Genomic DNA, 17,643 nt, shown 5'->3' with positions numbered 1-17,643 from the left:
TCCAATATTTTGCAAGCTGATGGTGCGTGCATCGCTGCGCGCAATGCCCCTGTGGGGCCTTCACCTCACATTTATACGGGCGATTGGTAAGGGTGCTAAGTATGTGAAGTCACGAGTGTTAGTAAGCTTTGTAGGACTCGTAAATCGGAGAGGGTCTTTAATTATTTTGGATCCTATGATGGGCATCATGTTTTGAAGGGCGGCTTTCGGCGAGTATGGCATGGACGGAGGTGGCGTGTGGACGGCCAGAATGATTTAAGGCACTTTGCAAATCTGGGGACAAAGCTGGGTTTGTGCGTGAAAGATCAGGACAAGCGAGTTCTCTATCAGAATGAAAACAGCATCAACACCTGTGGCAATATGCTGGGTGAGCAGTGCACCAAGACGTGCATGACTCTTTATAAAAAGATTGAGGAGTGTTCCGCCATCTCCGAAGGTATGAAACTTTTCAAAGCCACTGAAATTGAAGGTCACAAGGTGGATGCCCTGATCGTGAATGACGGGGATAAGATCACCACCATGCTTTATCCTCTGGATGAGAGTGAAGAAAAGTTCCAGAAGCAGGAAGTTTATTTCCGCGAAAAAGGTCTGACCAAAAGTGAAATCCGTATCATGCAGATGGTGCTTCAGGGTATGACCAACGCAAACATCGCCGAGAAGCTTTTCATCTCAAAGGCGACTTTGAAAACTCATTTGAATAATATTTATAAGAAACTTCCAGAATCCATGCGCCCGTCCCAGGTGCGCAACTAAGGGGACGGCTCGACAAAGCGGTCCTCTTTCTTGTCATAGAAGTGACGGGTCAGCACGTACACCGGACAGTGGGCTTTGCGGACCACGTTGCGGGTGTAGCTTCCCAGTAGGGCGGCGCTCATCGGCCCGCTCTGGGCTTCCATCACCACCAGATCCGCTTCGGTGCTGTCGATGGCTTCCATCACCAGTTCATCCACACCACGGAATGAATTATCAATAATGAATTGCGCTTCCACGCCTTCTTTGTGGGCCCAGTCGACCCAGTGCTGGGCGCGGTGGGATTGTTCTTCGATGGTGTGTTCGATGATTTGATCCAGAGTCAGCATCTGCCCTTTGAAGTTGTATATGCGCGGGCGCGTGTCCAGATCAAAAAGGCTTTCTATAGGGCGTGCAATGGCATGCAGCAGAGTCACGCCGGATTTCAGATTTTTCGCCAGTTCCAGAACATGCCGGAAGTTGTCCTTGGAATGCTCACCGAACTCGGTCGGGAACAGGATGTTTTTCGGTGAGCGGGTTTTTGTGGTGTGCGCCCCCACCACGCAGACAGGCACTTCGCTTTGCAATAGCAGGCTTTCAGCAAAACTTCCCAGAATAAAACGCTGGAAGCCTTCGCGGCCATGGCTGCCGACGACAATCAAGTCAGTCCCGGTGCGCAGGGCATAGTGGGACAGGGTTTCTGCGGCCCCAGCGTGCGACTGTGAGGCGTGAGGGATGACCTTAGGCTCTAACAGGAAGGGAAGGTTGTAGTCGCTCAGGACTTCTTTAAAGAGCGATTCGGCAGTTTTGGAGTGATCTGTGACCCAGGCAGGGACTTCGTAGGTGGGCAGCACGATTTCGTTTTCACGCAAAAGGTACAAAGGTTCAATTTCCGCCTGCAGCGTCTGGTGCAGATGGGTCAGATAGTCAGCCATGCGCTGGTTGAGTTCTTTGTTGTCTTCAAAAGCATCCAAAGCCCAGATGATTCTCATAGAACCTCCCGGTCTTTATTGTGCCGCGAAGAATAGATGCAATAAAGAACTCGGCTTAGAGCTTGTCGGGAATCAATGTGGCGAATAACAGGGTTTTAAACGAAAAAAGCCTGCCGGGAGAGGCAGGCTTCTTAATTCGAACCAGAAAGGTCCTATGTGGTCGGAGTCGGGTCAGAGCTGCCCACCGTGGTGGTGCCCAGCTTCTGAGCTTTCTCTTCCGCTTTTTCGATCTCTTCGATGTATTTCTTGGTCGCTTTCGGAAGTTCATTCCACATGCGCAAGGAAAGAAGAAGACCCATCACCGCAAAGGGGATCAGGAACAACGGCCAGTAAGACCAGCTCTTGTGAGACAGGTAACCGATCGCCAGGGACTGGATACCAGAGCCCAGGTACACGCAACCATCCACGATGCCGGAAGCCGTTGCCGTCATTTTCTTACCACCGAAGTCAGCAGCTGCAGTACCGGACATCAAAGAGTGAACGCCGATAACTGTCAGAGTAATCATGATCGCGGCAATACCCACAACCGTCGGGTTGCTCATCAGATTGAATGCCATCACGATCAACAAAAGGATCATGATGAAATTGTTGATTGCCGCAGGAGGACCACGGCGGGACTGGAACATACGGTCAGAGATGATGCCGGCCATGAAACCGCCGAAGATGCCGGTCATGCACAGCAACAGACCCCAGTTTTTGATAAAGAACTGAGAGCCTTCAAAGAACACCGCGTCCTTGTCTTTCATCTCGTGGGCGAACACCAGATACCATTGCATGATACCGTTGCGCAGAACACCAGAAGTGAAGTCCACCAGGGCGATGGTGATCATCACCGGGTTGGTGAAGATCTTTTTCAGCATGAAGCCGATAGTGATTTTAACATTGGAATCGTCGTAGTCAGAAGATGCGTCAGCTGTATCGAAATCGCCGAAGTTGGCTTCAGCCGGGGAGTCTTTCAAAAGAACAAAGTCGATCAAAGCCCAGCACAGAAGCAGGAAGGCCGGGATGGCAAACACCAGCCAGGTCGCATTAGTCACGCCCGTGTCGATCGCGAAGATGTGACGGATGAAGCTTTGGAAGGCTGTAGGTTCATGGCCCAACTGCAGCTTGGAAGCTTCAACAATCGCCTGACCCCAGTCGAAGGCAAAGTAAACCCCGAAGGAAATCAAAGTACCGAAGATCGCGCCAAAAACACCGCGTTCACGAACGTGGAACCAGTATGCTTTAACCTTAATAATGGAAACGGCACCGTAGGATTGGAAGAACATGTTCAGAGCGAACAATACTGAATATGCCACCACGATGTTGGTTTTCAGTGTGCCCATCATGTACAGGTACGTTGCACCGGCCATCAAAAGATTCATGATGGATGAGCCCAGGGCCGCAATGATGATCCCTTTTTTTCCGCCGATTTTATCAACGATCGGTCCATTCAGAAGGAAAGAAAGACCGTAAGTGATCGTGCCGGCCGCGAAGATGATACCGAACTGCTCCTTGGTCATCATGTCGCCCAGGGCGTTTTTGGAAACGTTCAGATTGTATCGGCCCATATACAAGAATGCATATGTCATACCCAGAGGGAACCAGTTAACGAAACGACGAATCATGAACTTGCGTGAATGTCCCAGCGGGTTGTTCTTGAAGTACAAGAAGATAACCGCGAACAGACAGGCGCTGACCAGTAATAATGCCATGGAACCTCCGGTAAAATTTCGAGGAAGCTAAAGGAAAATCAGCCACTTTGCAATCTAAAGAGCCGCCGGGAGCCCCGAAGTTATTTCAAGATTGTGTTAGGGAGCCCGGAAACTGGTTCCAGAGAGGGGTTTTATTTCTCCCTCTCTGTGATACGCTGCAAAAAGTTCATGATCAATATCCTCAAATCTGTTTAATCGGACCCCTGATTTATCCATAAGCAAAACTTATGGAATCGGTAAAAATTATGACTTTGTGCTTATAGGTCCAGGGCGATATGTTGTGTTTCAGAAGGAGACGTCACAAACGAAGCCTTCTAACCTCGGTAGGTTCCTGACCACTCTCCAGCGAAGAGAGACCCGGTCCCAAGAAAACCGCCGCAATCGCGGCTCACAAAGTCCCACCCAAATAGCCCACCTAACACAGCCTACCGAGGGTTGCGCGCGAACACGACGCAATGCTACTTTCAGTTGCATGTCATTTAAATACTTCCCCCTCTATGAAAAGCAAAAAGATACGACTCAATATAAAAAGATCTCTTCCGATCACGTGCGCGTGGAAAAAATCGGCGAGCGCGAGGTTCTGATTGTTGAACCTGAAGCATTGGAACTGCTCGCTCAAGAGGCCTTGAGCGATGTTTCGCACCTGTTGCGCCCAAAGCACCTGGAAAAACTGGAAAGAATCCTTCAGGACCCTGAAGCTTCACCAAATGACCGCTTTGTGGCGGTGGATCTGCTGCGCAATGCGGTGATCGCGGCGCAGATGGAGTTCCCTTCCTGTCAGGACACGGGAACTGCAATTGTTGTCGGCAAAAAAGGGGAGCGCGTGTTCACCGGGGCTGATGACAAGGAATTCCTGTCCAAAGGGATTTACAACACCTATCAAAAACGCAATCTGCGCTTTTCTCAGATGGCGCCGATTTCTTTCTTTGAAGAAAAAAATACCGGCAGCAATCTGCCAGCCCAGATCGACATCTATTCCGAGCAGGGCGAAGAGTACAACTTCCTGTTCCTGGCTAAAGGTGGCGGCAGTGCGAATAAATCCTATCTGTATCAAAAAACCAAAGCGGTTCTGAATCCGGAAGGTTTTGAAAAGTTTGTGCGCGAAACGCTGAACTCTTTGGGCACGGCGGCTTGTCCTCCTTATCACCTGGCTTTTTGCGTGGGTGGAACGTCGGCGGAAGAAACGCTGAAGATCGTGAAATACGCATCTGCAGGTTATCTGGATGGTCTGCCGACGACAGGCAGCGAAGGCGGACGGGCCTATCGTGATCTTGAAATGGAAAAACAAGTCGAGCAGTGGGCTCGTGAAACGGGCATCGGTGCTCAGTTCGGTGGCAAGTACTTCGTGCACGACGTGCGTGTGATCCGACTGCCTCGCCACGGAGCAAGTTGCCCGATTGGTGTGGGCGTCAGCTGTTCTGCGGATCGTAACATCAAAGGCAAGATCACCCGCGACGGTATCTTCCTGGAACAATTGGAGCTTCATCCAGAGCAGTACCTGCCAAATCACCTGAAGGATGCCAGCGCCGAAGCAATTGAAATTGATCTGAACAAACCGATGGCGGAAACGCTGAAGGTTCTTTCCCAGCAAAAAGTGGCGACCCGGGTGATGTTAAGCGGTCCCATGATCGTGGCTCGCGACATCGCTCATGCGAAACTGAAAGAAAAAGTCGATCGCGGCGAAGGTGTGCCTCAGTACTTTAAGGATTATGCAGTCTATTACGCGGGCCCGGCTAAGACGCCAAAAGGCTACGCTTCCGGCTCCTTCGGGCCGACGACCAGTGAACGAATGGACCCGTATGTGGGGACGTTCCAGGCGCTGGGAGGCTCCATGATCATGTTGGGTAAGGGGAACCGCAGCCCGCAGGTCACAGAAGCCTGCAAACAGTACGGTGGCTTCTATCTGGGCTCTATTGGCGGCCCGGCGGCCCGTTTGGGCAAAGAGTGCATCACAAAAGTTGAAGTGCTGGATTTCCCGGAACTGGGTATGGAGTCTGTGTGGAAGATCGAAGTCAAAGACTTCCCGGCCTTTATCATCGTCGATGACAAAGGAAATGACTTCTTCAAGTCCGTTATCCGAAAACTTTAACAGCGAGACTGGGAGCTCAGCGGGGGGCTCGTCGTCCCCGCCAGGCTCTGCTCTTAGGGGTCTAAGTTTCTTTCAGCAGGATCGGTGAAATGCCGACAAAAAGATTCATGACTACAGGGCCAATGAGCAACCCCGGAAGACCCATCATGATGATGGCGCCCACCACGCAGGTAAAACCAATGACCGGCGAAATGTCCTGATCACCACCGATGAAAAATGGCTTCAGGATATTGTCGATGCTGCCGGCAATGGTTGCGACGATGAAAAGACCAATGGCCGCTCCAGTGCGATCACCAATAAAGGCCAGCACACACAGCAGATAACCCACCGGTGCGGCACCAATCACGGGGATGAAAGACACAAAGAATGTGACTGTCAGAACCAGCCAGAAATCACCCTCGCCAAAGATCAAACTGCCGGCGCCAATAAGGCTTGCCTGAATCAGGCCAATCACCAAAGTTGAAAACAGGGTCAGCCAGCAGCTTTTTTTGGTGATCACGATCAGCTTTTCCGTGGTGTCTGCTTTCAGTGGGCTATAGCGCAGGGTGAATTCCTTGATGCCAGGTGCTTTCATCAGCATCACAGTCATTGAAATGAGGAACACAAAAATCATGAGTAAAATGACTGGAAGCTGTCCCAGAAACTGTGTGGAATACTCAATAGCTCCGCTTCCGATTTTGTGCAGAACATTTTCCATCACTTCACGGGCAGGTCCGGCCAGATCGGTGCCGGTAAAGTCTGAAAGCTTTTGCAGCATGTTTATCGCATAATTTTTCAGATTGTGGGCCTGGGATAAGATCTGGTCCGTTTCGATGTTCTTGGGCTGGCTGGCATAGACCACGATGCGGTAAATGGCCAAAGACAGTGGGATAAGGAACAAGCACATTCCCAGCAGCATGAAAATCAGCGACCAAGATTTTCTTCCCAGGCGTCCTTTGGCGCTTAGTTTTTCAATCCAGTCATTCAGGCCCAGCGCAAAAACCCCCGCCAGGGTCAGTGGCATTAAAAATGGAATGTTGATGAATAGAAACGCTGCCAACAGCAGAATCAGAAAGAACCAGTGCACAGCTTGGGGTTTGTCTTTAAAGGAATTCAGCATGACGTCCTACACTTTCTTGATAAATAAATCCTGGCTGCCGCGAATGCGTTCGGCATAGATGCCTTTTTCTGATCTTTTTCCGGCACTGATGATCATTGTGACAGCGGCGCCCGAAGGCAGATTCAGCAGTTTTTTTACCCGGACCTCGTCAAAACCCTCCATCGGACAACTGTCATATCCGGCCGCGCGGAAAGCCAGCATCAGGTTTTCACAGGCCAAAGCGGTGGTTTTTGTCGCCCACAAAAGATTTCCGCTGCGACCGAAAGGGCCGCGCGGGATCACACGAAACATCCCCAGGAAAAAAACCGCCAGGCTTTTAAACGGGGCCAGTATGTTCAGGGGACCATTGCCGTAAACAAAAGGCACCAGTTTGTTATAGTAGGCATGAACACTCTTTGGTGTGTCCTGTCGGTTGGAAAAATAAATCTGGTTGATCTTCTGACCGCGCTGCCACAGATCCGGACGGGCTACGCAGACAATCAAAGTTGGAGCCGTGCGGGCGGCGGGCTGGTTCAGACAATACTCTTTCAAACGCTGAAGTTTGTCCGGGCTTTTTACCCAGTAGAACTCCCACGGTTGCAGGTTGGATGAGTTCGGCGCCAGCAACCCCAGGCGCAGGCATTCTTCGACGACAGCGTCGGGAATCGGTTCATTGGTATAGTGGCGCACAGAACGTCGGCTTTCGATGACTTTGGTGAATTCACCAAAGTCACATTCCACCGCGGGTTCGGAATACAAAATGTCAGGAGCTTTGCTGAAAATGTTGTCGGACATTTTAGTTTTGAACCTCGCACTGCATGCGTGCATCACTGCGACAACTGATCCAGGTTCCATCGTGGCGCGGTGGCAGATAGTTGGGGTTGCAGAAAGTGTTGGTGAAAGTGGTGTAGGTGAGTGAACGTCCGCGATGGGTCATCTCGCAAGTCCAGCGGGCGTCTCGTTCGGCTTCATTTTCAGAGCGCTGCTTAATGCTGTTGAAACAGAAACTGCCGCTGTTGGCATTACAATAAGAATACTCCGATCCACGGCCTGTGACCTGGATGGTTTTGGCAAATACTGACTGTGACATAAGAATTGCAATTGCTGCAAGAATCAGTGTTTTCATAAGGCCTCCACCTCTCAATCAACGCACAGTTTAGAGGGGGAGGCAACAGGCAGTGCTTTCAAGGCACAGCGTCAGTGTCAGGCTTGGGTCAGAAATTGAACGCCCAGTTCCTGAGCTTGCTCAGTCTCGTTCCACCGCGACCAGCGGACCTGTCCCTCGACGCTGACATATTCACCTTCTTTGTTTTGGTAGGTGAGGTTGACAAAGTCTTTTTTCGTATAGAATGGAGCCTTAATTTTAAGGCAAGAGCCGTTAAGCGAAATGTTCTCAAAGGCACCTCCCATGATGGGTTGAAAACCGCGGTTTTCTATTCCCAGGGGCAGCAGGGAAGGGCTGACCATGGCCCTGCTTTCCTGCATTTCGCGCTTGTCCTGGCGAAGTTCCAACTGGCGACCGCTGAGGTGGGCCTGGATGTCTTTCAGCAGATTGGCTTCTTCGGTTTTCCACAACACGACAAAATCATTGCGGGACTTCAGGCGGATTTTCATTGAACTGGAAAGCTCGTTCACCACAAAGAAGGTCTTCACATTGCGGGTGGTCTTTTGCAGATAGCTGTACAGGTCAAAGTGCCGGACCTCCAAAAACGGCAAAAATACGACAATGATCTTTTCGGCGTCGCTGTTTTGCAGTGCCGGTCGTAAAGAGTAAGGGTTGTCGATCAGTGTGCAATCAAAACTCTTTTCGTTTTTCAGTTGTGCAGGAATGCGGTTGGTACCGGTGATATAGATTTGTGTGTTCATCATTCTAAAGTGCCCCCTTGTGCAGATACCCAGAAGCAAGCATGAAGCCAATGCCCAGAGCCGCGCAGATCGAGTTTCAGACGAAGTGCCTGAACAGGTGTCTATGAATTACTGACAGTGTTAAGTTTCTGTTTCTCAGAATGAGACACCTGCGAAAAGGGCGGAAGAGTGACCTTGCCCAGTTGAAATTTGGATTTGGCCAGGGTCGGGACCATAATCTCTGGATGGATTTGCATCAAATCATGTTTTTAATCATTCTGGCTTTGGCGCTGTATTTATTTGTCAGTGAAAAGCTGGGTGTGGATATGACGGCACTCTTAATCATCCTGTCTTTGGCGGTGACCCGCATTTTGGATCCCAAAGACGCCTTTGCCGGCTTTTCCAGCGAGCCAGCCCTGATTGTGGTTGCCGTGTTCGTCCTTTCAGCGGGTCTTTCGGCTACAGGCCTTACCGATGCCATTGGCAATGCTGTTAGCCGGGTTGCGGGAAAGAATCAGTGGACGGCCAATCTCGTAATCATGACGACGGTGGCGGCGCTGTCTGCGGTTACTCATCATTTAATGGTCACGGCCATGATGCTTCCCATAGTGATGCGACTGTGCCGTGAGCAAAACCTGCCTTCGTCCCGGCTGCTGATTCCCATGGCCACGGCGGCCTCGCTGGGAACGACGTTGACCTTGATTGGTGCGCCGGCCTTTTTGCTGGCTAACAACGTGCTAAAACATTCTGGCGAACCCGCACTGCGCCTCTTTTCCGTGACCCCTTTGGGAGCCGTTCTGGTTGGGGTCGGTTTTGTGTTGATTCTGCTTTTGCTTTGGGTTTTGCCAAAGACGTCGGGGCGAGATCAGCAGGATGAAAAATTTCGTATTGATGAGCTATTCACGGAGCTGGTGGTCCCCCAGGGCTCACGTTGGGCAGGTATGGCCCTGCCGCAGTTTCAGAAAGAAACAGAAAAGCTCTTTGAGGTTGTCGGCCTAAAAAGAAACGGGGCCCGGATTTCAACCTTGGAAGCGGAAGTGCAACTGCAGGAGCATGATGTGCTCCTGGTCAAAACCTCGCCGGATGAGCTGGCTTCCATGGATGAAAAAATGGGCCTGGCATTAAGAACGGTGAAAAAGTACGGAGAAGAAATTGTCGGCAGCGAAGACGAGCGCAGCAAAACGGCCGAACCCATGATTGTGCAGGCTTTGGTTCTTCCGCAGTCCTCTTTGGTCGGGAAAAGTGTGGGTGAAATCGATTTCGTGCGCACCATGGGGGTGATTGTAATCGGTCTTTGGCGTCGTGGGGGGTGGTTGTATCACGAGCTTTCTCAGGTGCGTCTGCGTGAAGGGGATCTGGTCATTCTTTGGGGACATGAACATCAGTTGGATGAAATCAATGCCAAGTACAGTCAGATTCTGATGTTGTTCCCGATGAATGTGCGGCCTAAAAAACGGGTCAAGGCCAAGACCGCGGCTCTTATCATGGTGACGTCGGTCCTGGTGGCCGCGACTGAAACTCTGCCTCCGCATATTGCGTTCATGATGGGGGCTGTGGCGATGGTTCTCAGTAAATGTCTTTCCGTGCGCCAGGCTTATGAATCCATCGAAGTGAAGATTTTTGTGATGATCGCAGGGGTCATCCCCTTGGGGATCGCCATGGAAAAAACAGGTCTGGCCACCTTGTCTGCCGAAAGTCTGGCGCGTTTGATTGCGCATTGGGACCCTTGGGTTATTATGATGACCTTCTTCGTGGCAGCCGGCCTGTTGACCCAGATTTTGTCCGACGCTGCAACCACCGTTCTGATTGCGCCCATTGCGATTGTATTTGCAAAAAACGCCGGTGTTTCTCCAACAGCGGCGGTGGTTTGTGTGACCGTCGGAGCCGTTGCGTCTTTCCTGACTCCGATCGGGCACCATGGGAATTTACTGATCTTGGGGCCGGGGAACTACCGCTTCGTCGATTTTCTGAAAATCGGTCTTCCGCTCACGGCCCTGATTGCGGTGGTTACCAGTTTTATGTCCCTGCATCTGTGGAACTAAGCGGGGATGGCGGAGGCAGCTGCACCTGATCCCATTTGGGCACATTGACACCCAACGTGATCTTCAGAACCTCATTCACATCCTCAACGAAGTGGAAGCGCAGGTCTTTGCGAATGTCCTCGGGGATCTCTCTCAGATCTTTTTCGTTTCTTTTGCAAAGAAGAATTTCCTGCACACCGGCCCGGTGTGCGGCAATGACCTTTTCCTTGATCCCGCCCACGGGCATGACACTGCCTCGTAAAGAGATCTCTCCGGTCATGGCCACCTTCGGATCCACCGGCTTGTTCAGCAGCATGGATGCCATTGACGTCAGCATGGTGATTCCGGCGGAAGGCCCGTCTTTCGGTATAGCTCCGGCAGGGACGTGCACGTGAATGTCTTTCTTGGCGAAGTCCAGTAACGGATCCAGCAGAGGCAGGCGCGACTTCAGCAGGGTCAGCGCAATCTTGGCGGACTCCTGCATGACCTCACCCAGTTGACCAGTCAGCAGCAGATTGCCTTTGCCGGGCATCTGAGCGGACTCGATAAACAGAATATCGCCACCCACAGGTGTCCAGGCAAGTCCCGTCACCACTCCAGGTGGCAGCAGGCTGCCAATCATATCGGCCGAGAATCTTTCGGCTCCGAAGATGTCCTCCAGATCCTGTTCCTCAACCAGCAGCGGCAGGCCTTCGGATTTGATGATTTTCAGACTCATGTGCTTGCAGATGCTGGCGATTTTTCTTTGTAAATCACGCACACCGGCTTCGCGGGTGTAGTGGGTCAGAAGTTTGGTCAGTGCCTGGTCGGTGATCTGCAGCTGATTTTCTTCCAAGCCGTGTTCTTTCAACTGCTTCGGCCACAGATGGCTGCGTGCGATCTGGCGTTTTTCGTCGACGGTGTAACCGCTCAGATCTATCACTTCCATGCGATCCAGCAGCGGCAGAGGTATGCCCTCCAACGAGTTCGCTGTCGCAATGAAGAAGACCTTCGACAAGTCAAACGGTGTGTCCAGATAGTGATCCTGGAACGTGTTGTTTTGTTCTGGGTCCAGAACCTCCAGCATCGCACTGGCCGGATCACCGCCGAAGCCCCGGGTCAGTTTGTCGATTTCATCCAGAATAAAGACCGGATCATTTTCGCCGGCTTTTTTGATTCCGGCTATGATTCGTCCTGGCAGGGCACCGATATAGGTGCGACGATGCCCGCGAATTTCCGCGTCATCGCGCACGCCTCCCAGGGCCACACGAACATATTTTTTACCCAAGGCACGGGCGATACTTTTTCCTAAAGATGTTTTACCCACGCCCGGAGGTCCGATAAACATCAAAATGGATCCTTGCTGCGACTTGCGCAGCTTCATGACTGCCAGATGCTGCAGAATTCTTTTTTTGATTTTCTCCAGACCATAGTGGTCCTCATTCAGCACGCGTTCAGCGGCTTCAAGATCGATGTCCTGCTGTGCTGACGACTGGTTCCAGGGAAGGCTTGTCATCAGTTCCAGATGCGTGCGTATCATCTGATATTCCGGTGACGCCGAGTTGGAGGTTTCCAGGCGGCGCAACTGGTTCTTGGCAAGTTCCAAAGCCTCCGGTGGCATTCCTGCTTTGTCTATTTTGTCTTTGAATTTGGCGAAAAGGTCCTCGCCTTCGTGGTCACCCAGTTCTTCACGGATCACGCGCATTTGTTCCCGCAGAATGCTTTCTTTTTGGTTCTGCTGGAAGCTTTCCTGCAGTTTGTCGCGGATGCCGCGCTGGATTTTCAGGCGCTCTTTCAATTCCTGCAGGCGGTCCAAAAGCTTCAGGGCACGGTCCTTCAACAGTGGAATTTCCAGAATTTCCTGTTTGTCCGATATATTGATGTCTGCATAGGCGGCACACATGTTTACGAGTGTCTGCAGATCTTCAATTTCAGCAATCATCTCACGGATCTGCCTTGTGTTCCCGGGCAGAAGGTCCAAGAGGTCATCGCTGAGTTGGCGCAAAGAGGAAAGTAGGGCTTCTTCAGTCTTTTTATCCAGACGTCCGGAGTCCTCCAGGGCTTCGGTTTGAGCTTCGATGTGGCCTTCAGAATCCCGGCTGTGAATCAGGCGAACGCGCTGGTGGGCTTTTACGAAAATATTGTAACTTCCGTCTTCCTCCATGCGGAATGATTCGACTTTCGCCAGAGTTCCGACCTGATACAGGTCTTCTATTTTATCCACTGACGCATTGGGGTTCTTCTGCGTCAGCAATATCACCCAGTGATTGTCGCGCAGGGCTTTTTGTAAAGCGGCTATACTTTTTTCACGTCCGATTCTTAAAGGCATACTGATGTCAGGAAACAGTACGGAATTCTTCAGAGGAATGACTGGGACGTAACCAGAGACGTATGACACGTGTGACCTCATTTCTCCCCATAATTTGGGGGCTAGCTTTAAGATGAGCACGATCTGAAAAACGTCAAGCCAGGGTGACTCCATATTCTTTTTCGATACGGGATATGAGTTCTTTATAGTTTACAGGCTTCGTAATATAGCCCTGCGCTCCAAGGTTGAGGGATTTTCTAATGCTGAGTTCGTCGTCATAGGCGCTCATCATATAGACATCAATATCCGGGAACCGTTGCTTGACCTTGGTAAGCAGTTCAAAGCCGGACACATTCGGCATATTAATGTCAGTAAATAAAACTTCGGAGCCCGGATTTCTTTGGGAGTTTTCCAGATAGTTCAGGCAGGATTGGGCGTCTTCGAAAAAGTGAAAGCGAATGTTTCCTTTTTCAATCGGTTTTCTGAACTTCATTTCGCACAAAGCGCCGACGCTGCTTTCATCATCGACCACAACGACATCCAGAGGTGCTGGAGCATTCATAAACTGACCTCCACAGTGCGGGGGGCGCTGGGAAGCTCTATCGTGATTTGGGTGAACTCGTTTTCTTTGCTCAGAATACGGAATGAACCGCGGTTTTTTTCAACATTTTGTTTGGCTATCCAAAGTCCCAGGCCGGTGCCTTCACCCGGAGGTTTTGTGGTGTAAAATTCATCACAGACGTTGGGCAGGTGGTTTTGCGGGATGCCGGTGCCATTGTCGCGAACCGAAAGGCGGCACAACGTCTTGCCTGGCAGAAGCTCGACTTGCAGTTCTGGAATAAAGGTGGCGCGGTTTTTCTGAAATTTTTCATTCAGGGCATATAGGGCGTTGTCGATAATGTTGATAAAGACCCTTTCCATGGCCGGGGCGTCCACAAGGCGTGCCTGTATATCAGGTTCGATTTTTATTTTTTTTTACCAGTGCGGTTTTCAGGTCAATGTCAGTGATCGAGCGCAAGAACATATCCAATGCCCGCTCCACCAGAACTGAAAAGTTAACCCATTCTGGTTCTTGACTGGTGTCCTGCCGCGCCTGTCTTAGCATGTTGGTGATGATTTCGCTGGCGCGCACACTGTGGTGCTGGATCATTTCAACTGCGCGCGTATGGGATTCTTTATCCAAGTCGTCATCCAGAAGAAGTTCAGAGGCATTGATGATGATGTTCAGTGGGTTTTTCAGTTCGTGGGCTATACCGAAGGTGATTCGTCCGATGGTCGCAAGCTTTTCCTGGGAGATCAGTTGTTTTTGGGTCGCTTGTAACGAGGCAAAGGCCTTTTGCAGCTCACTGGTTCGTTCGTTGACCAGTCGCTCAAGACTTTCGTTGATTCTTTTTAAGGAATCCTCTGCGGTCAACCGGCGGTATTCGGTGCTGATGCGTGCGGCGAAGAATTCGACGATGGCCGTTTGTAACTCCAAGTTCTTAAACGGTTTGTCGTCCATAATGACCAGCAAGCCAATCAGACGCCCGTCGGTGTGTAAAAAAGGGGCTCCCAGATAGGACTGTACATTCATATCCCTCAGCATTTGATCTTTCGGGAACATTTGTTGGACATTCGTAGTGAAGCAGGCAACTCGGGTTCCACAAAGAACCTGGGTGCAAGGGGTGTCTTCCAGGCTATAGACGACATTGTCAGCAAATCCCTGATTCGCCCACAAAAAGTCGGTCTGGATGGCTTTGCGCTCGGGTTCAATGGCATGGCCCACCATCACGTATTTCACGTCGAGGGCAGAAGCAAGTCGGTGCACAAGCTCGCGGATGTACTCTTTACCGGAAAGCAACTGATCGACATTGTAGATGTCCTTGATGACCTCCAAAGATTGAAGTGTGTTGTTTTCCATAGCTGGCCCCCAGCTTCACTATTTTATCACTCTGGTATGGGAAAGATCGTTTTGGTCTGCACGCTTGTTAAAAGTCATGATCTTTTCCGGATTTACGGACAGTACGCTCTTTGCGCTAAGGTTTCACACGTTCGTCCCGCGATCTTTGGCGCTAGCTAACTTTTAAACCCATCCACCAGGGCAATGTCGCGGGTCATGCCGCCGAAGGGGCCACAATACACGGTCTCTTCCAGCCATTTGGTTTCGTCCGCGACTTCGTCTTTGAAAATGATCTTGGACCAGAAACGATTGATGCTGTCCCAGTTGTAGCCGCGACCCTTCAGGTGGTCTTTGGATTCAAACGGCGCGGATGTCGCAATGACATGAGTCATGGGACGACGGGCATTGCTGATCAGTTCAAAAAGATAAGGCTTCTGGGTTTCAGCATCAGGAAGGCTTAACAAGTAAAGCAGAGCGTCCACGTCGTTGATCGCCCGGTGGGAATCTGTAAAGAATCCGTGGTAGATATTCAAAAGTTCCAGCTTTGGGCTGGTGAATCCTTTGTCGGACCATTCAACCTGTTTAAACGAACAAGCCCACACACGTTCAGGGGATGTTTTGGATCTGCGATCGATGAACGGGCGGTCAAACTTCGCGTTGTGAGCGATGATCAACTGGCATTCATTTAAAAGAGCATCCACGGCAGTCCAGTCGATCTGCTTGCCCGCGACCATTTCATCGGTGATCCCGGTCAGGGCCTGAATTTCGGGGCTGATGGGTTTGCCCGGGTCCTGGAAGCTGGAGTAAGACTTGGTGACGGCCAGGACTTCGCCCGAGTTTTTGTTGAAAAGGAACTGGCGAATACCGATTTCGATTATGGTGTCCTCGGTCTGGTTTAGACCTGTGGTTTCAACATCCAGGATGGCGGCAACACGAACGATGTCGGCATTGTCCCGAACCCAGCTTGTGGTGGCATAAGGGGGGGTGTTTAGTTTGCACTCCTCAAGGTGTTTGAGAGTAACTGATTTACCGTCTGCTGATTTGCCGATCCAACGAAATGCCAAGGGACAACTCCTTTAAAATCGCGCCTATCTTAGAAGGGGCTGATTCCAATTGTCACGGGGCACCTGTGGCGAAGCGATGCGGCGAAAAACGGAGGGACCCTGAATTGACTTTTTTGGGCTGGGCGTAAACAATTTTATTATGAGTTTGGAAAAAGTTTTGATTATTGATGATCATCCGATAGTCCGCGCTGGCTTAAAAACTGAAGTGGAGCGTCTTTCTGACGCTTTTACGGTGGTGGGCGAGGCGGAGGACGCGGCGCACGCGCTGCAGATGATACAAGCCGAAAACCCTTCGGTGGTTTTGCTGGATCATCTTCTTCGGGGGTCCAGCGGTTTTGAAGTTTTGGATTTTATCCGCAAGTTTAATGCCTCCATTCGTGTGATGGTTTTTACGCAGTCTTTGGAGTCTGCCATTTTGAAAACTTACTGGAACTCTCCGGTGGTGGCGATTGTCAGCAAAGGATCTCTGCTTGAGGATGTGCCCAAAGCGCTTCTGGCTCTGAAAAGAGGAGAGCGCTTTCTTTCTGCCAATATTCGCGAGGCTATCGATAAAGCCGGTGTCGAGGTTCTGACTAAAAGAGAAATCGAAGTGGCAAGAATGATTGCCACAGGTCGCTCGAATAAAGAGATTGCCGAAGTGCTGGGTTGTTCTGATCAGACAATCAAAACCCACAAGACCAATATCATGACCAAGTTGGGAGTGAATACTTCCGTGGAAGTCGCCATGTGGGTGACAAAGCAGGGCTTATCCTAATATCAATTCAGTCATTATTTCTTAAGGTGCGCAGTTTTTTTCTGCCGCGCTTTGAAGTGTACACAGATGGCAGCGTTAAGAACGGCCGGGGGGCCTGGGCTTATGTGGTTGTCCGTCGTAATCGGGTGCTTCGCGAAGCCAGCGGGGTGCAGACAAGACCCACCAGCAACCAAATGGAGTTTCAGGCAGCCATTGAAGCTCTGTCTTCTTTGCCGGAAAAATCCCGCATTGTGCTTTACACAGATTCACGTGTCCTGATCGAAACGCTGCAAAAGGTCCCTGAATGGAAAGGGCTGGGTTGGGTGAAGTCCCGCGGTCAGCCGATTCCTCAGGTGAATCAACTGAAACAGCTGGATCAGTTGCTGACCGTGCGGAAGGTTCAGTGGAAATGGGTGAAGGCGCACTCAGGAATTAAGCACAACGAACGATGTGACGTGCTTTGTGTTCGGGCGCGGTCTGGGTCCTGAGTTGACTTGAACCCTGCTGAAGGTCATCATTATTTCATGCTTAAATTCAAAATCTTCCTGGCGTTGTCTTTGTGTACTCTGTTTGCGGCGTGTTCTCCGATGAGCTCCATGACAGCAAATAAACGTGATGCGGAATTTTATGGCCGCTTTGTGAATCAGTCGGACCAAATGTCCAGTGCCGCAGAGAAACTGGATCAGGTAAAGCTTCTTGAAACCGGTTCCGAATATCCAATGCGCATGGCGCTTTTCGCCAATGGCAAGTTCTATTATCAAGTGGACAAGCTGGGCGACGGGCAGGGGCTTTGGGATGTCTCTGACGGAGTTTTGCGTCTAAGAGCCGTGCGCCCGCTGTTTGATATGCACCTGTTTGTGTCCGGGGCGCAGGCTGAAGGTGATGAAACCGTGATTCGTTTTATCGACCGTCATGGATTTAATTCCATCAAAATCCAGCTGCGTGATCCGGAGCTGTTGAAGCAGCAGGGGGTTGTTCTTCCGGCTCTGCCGCTTTATCAGGCTTCTGAAAAAGATATTTAGTAATGAGGCGGCTTTTCGTTGCCGCGAATCTCGTCACCTTCTGATCCCAGAACTTCTTTCAATCGACTGGTCAGGCCCTGCAGCAGGGTCTCCAGTTTGTCGATGGTCTTTTGTTGTTCATAAAGCACCTGGTTCAGCTCTTCCAGTTTTTGTTCCTGATGGGTCAATTTGATTTCAATATCCACGAATCTGTCTTCGCTCATAATTGCC

At 50.8% G+C, this 17,643-nt stretch carries 18 protein-coding genes; 6 read left to right on the top strand and 12 right to left on the bottom strand.

Annotated elements, in window-relative coordinates:
• Positions 1-237: 237 nt before the first annotated feature.
• The gene (locus BD_RS09845; RefSeq protein WP_144313843.1) at positions 238-753 is read left to right on the top strand and encodes a response regulator transcription factor; all 516 of its coding nucleotides are present in this window, start codon (positions 238-240) and stop codon (positions 751-753) included.
• On the opposite strand, the gene BD_RS09840 is transcribed toward BD_RS09845, so the two are convergent.
• Together BD_RS09840 and BD_RS09835 are read right to left on the bottom strand one after the other, a co-directional pair.
• Positions 750-1,721, bottom strand: a complete 972-nt coding sequence (locus BD_RS09840; protein ID WP_011164594.1) for a universal stress protein — start codon at positions 1,719-1,721, stop codon at positions 750-752. The two genes, BD_RS09845 and BD_RS09840, sit on opposite strands and share 4 nt — an antisense overlap.
• A gap of 152 nt (positions 1,722-1,873) precedes the next feature.
• Positions 1,874-3,415: an MFS transporter gene (locus BD_RS09835; RefSeq protein WP_011164593.1), complete on the bottom strand. Its 1,542-nt coding sequence runs from the start codon at positions 3,413-3,415 to the stop codon at positions 1,874-1,876.
• 472 nt (positions 3,416-3,887) lie between these two features.
• Here BD_RS09835 and BD_RS09830 point away from each other — a divergent pair, with 472 nt between their 5' ends.
• The gene (locus BD_RS09830; RefSeq protein WP_041583550.1) at positions 3,888-5,504 is read left to right on the top strand and encodes a fumarate hydratase; all 1,617 of its coding nucleotides are present in this window, start codon (positions 3,888-3,890) and stop codon (positions 5,502-5,504) included.
• 61 nt (positions 5,505-5,565) lie between these two features.
• Here the strand turns inward: BD_RS09830 and BD_RS09825 are convergent, their stop codons facing one another.
• The 4 genes from BD_RS09825 to BD_RS09810 all read right to left on the bottom strand — a co-directional run bounded on the left by BD_RS09825 (position 5,566) and on the right by BD_RS09810 (position 8,451).
• On the bottom strand, positions 5,566-6,603 hold the full coding sequence (locus BD_RS09825) for an AI-2E family transporter (protein ID WP_011164591.1): 1,038 nt from the start codon (positions 6,601-6,603) through the stop codon (positions 5,566-5,568).
• Positions 6,604-6,609: 6 nt separating this feature from the next.
• Positions 6,610-7,377 (bottom strand): nitroreductase family protein, encoded by a 768-nt coding sequence (locus BD_RS09820; RefSeq protein WP_011164590.1) that lies wholly within the window; start codon positions 7,375-7,377, stop codon positions 6,610-6,612.
• A gap of 1 nt (position 7,378) precedes the next feature.
• Positions 7,379-7,708, bottom strand: a complete 330-nt coding sequence (locus BD_RS09815) for a hypothetical protein (protein ID WP_011164589.1) — start codon at positions 7,706-7,708, stop codon at positions 7,379-7,381.
• Between the two features lie 77 nt (positions 7,709-7,785).
• Positions 7,786-8,451 (bottom strand): PilZ domain-containing protein, encoded by a 666-nt coding sequence (locus BD_RS09810; protein WP_011164588.1) that lies wholly within the window; start codon positions 8,449-8,451, stop codon positions 7,786-7,788.
• Positions 8,452-8,672: 221 nt separating this feature from the next.
• Between BD_RS09810 and BD_RS09805 the strand changes: the two genes are divergently transcribed.
• Positions 8,673-10,469, top strand: a complete 1,797-nt coding sequence (locus BD_RS09805) for an SLC13 family permease (RefSeq protein WP_041583549.1) — start codon at positions 8,673-8,675, stop codon at positions 10,467-10,469.
• Here the strand turns inward: BD_RS09805 and lon are convergent.
• The 5 genes from lon to BD_RS09780 form a co-directional block, all read right to left on the bottom strand.
• Positions 10,444-12,825, bottom strand: coding sequence for an endopeptidase La (gene lon / locus BD_RS09800; protein ID WP_011164586.1), 2,382 nt, complete (start codon positions 12,823-12,825; stop codon positions 10,444-10,446). The genes BD_RS09805 and lon overlap by 26 nt on opposite strands.
• 64 nt (positions 12,826-12,889) lie before the next feature.
• On the bottom strand, positions 12,890-13,297 hold the full coding sequence (locus tag BD_RS09795) for a response regulator (RefSeq protein ID WP_011164585.1): 408 nt from the start codon (positions 13,295-13,297) through the stop codon (positions 12,890-12,892).
• On the bottom strand, positions 13,294-13,656 hold the full coding sequence (locus BD_RS09790; RefSeq protein ID WP_157865690.1) for a sensor histidine kinase: 363 nt from the start codon (positions 13,654-13,656) through the stop codon (positions 13,294-13,296). Before BD_RS09790 ends, BD_RS09795 begins: the two co-directional genes overlap by 4 nt.
• Before the next feature lie 31 nt (positions 13,657-13,687).
• Positions 13,688-14,635 carry a histidine kinase dimerization/phospho-acceptor domain-containing protein gene (locus BD_RS09785; protein WP_011164583.1) on the bottom strand — a complete coding sequence of 316 codons (948 nt, stop codon included), beginning with the start codon at positions 14,633-14,635 and terminating at the stop codon, positions 13,688-13,690.
• Positions 14,636-14,790: 155 nt separating this feature from the next.
• Positions 14,791-15,678, bottom strand: coding sequence for a 3'-5' exonuclease (locus tag BD_RS09780; RefSeq protein ID WP_011164582.1), 888 nt, complete (start codon positions 15,676-15,678; stop codon positions 14,791-14,793).
• 139 nt (positions 15,679-15,817) lie between these two features.
• On the opposite strand from BD_RS09780, the gene BD_RS09775 reads away from it, so the two are divergent.
• The 3 genes from BD_RS09775 to BD_RS09765 are packed head-to-tail and all read left to right on the top strand — an operon-like array spanning position 15,818 to position 17,433.
• Positions 15,818-16,432 carry a response regulator transcription factor gene (locus tag BD_RS09775; protein WP_011164581.1) on the top strand — a complete coding sequence of 205 codons (615 nt, stop codon included), beginning with the start codon at positions 15,818-15,820 and terminating at the stop codon, positions 16,430-16,432.
• A 26-nt stretch (positions 16,433-16,458) separates the two neighbouring features.
• The gene (locus BD_RS09770; protein WP_226988150.1) at positions 16,459-16,899 is read left to right on the top strand and encodes a ribonuclease H family protein; all 441 of its coding nucleotides are present in this window, start codon (positions 16,459-16,461) and stop codon (positions 16,897-16,899) included.
• Between the two features lie 36 nt (positions 16,900-16,935).
• Positions 16,936-17,433 (top strand): hypothetical protein, encoded by a 498-nt coding sequence (locus BD_RS09765; protein ID WP_041583548.1) that lies wholly within the window; start codon positions 16,936-16,938, stop codon positions 17,431-17,433.
• Here BD_RS09765 and BD_RS09760 read toward each other — a convergent pair.
• Positions 17,430-17,636 carry a SlyX family protein gene (locus tag BD_RS09760; protein WP_011164578.1) on the bottom strand — a complete coding sequence of 69 codons (207 nt, stop codon included), beginning with the start codon at positions 17,634-17,636 and terminating at the stop codon, positions 17,430-17,432. The genes BD_RS09765 and BD_RS09760 overlap by 4 nt on opposite strands.
• Positions 17,637-17,643 lie beyond the last annotated feature (7 nt).

It is taken from the genome of Bdellovibrio bacteriovorus HD100 (genome assembly GCF_000196175.1).
GTDB lineage: Bacteria > Bdellovibrionota > Bdellovibrionia > Bdellovibrionales > Bdellovibrionaceae > Bdellovibrio > Bdellovibrio bacteriovorus.
Note: the sequence above shows the minus strand (reverse complement) of the source record. Positions and strands in the feature narration are given on the sequence as shown.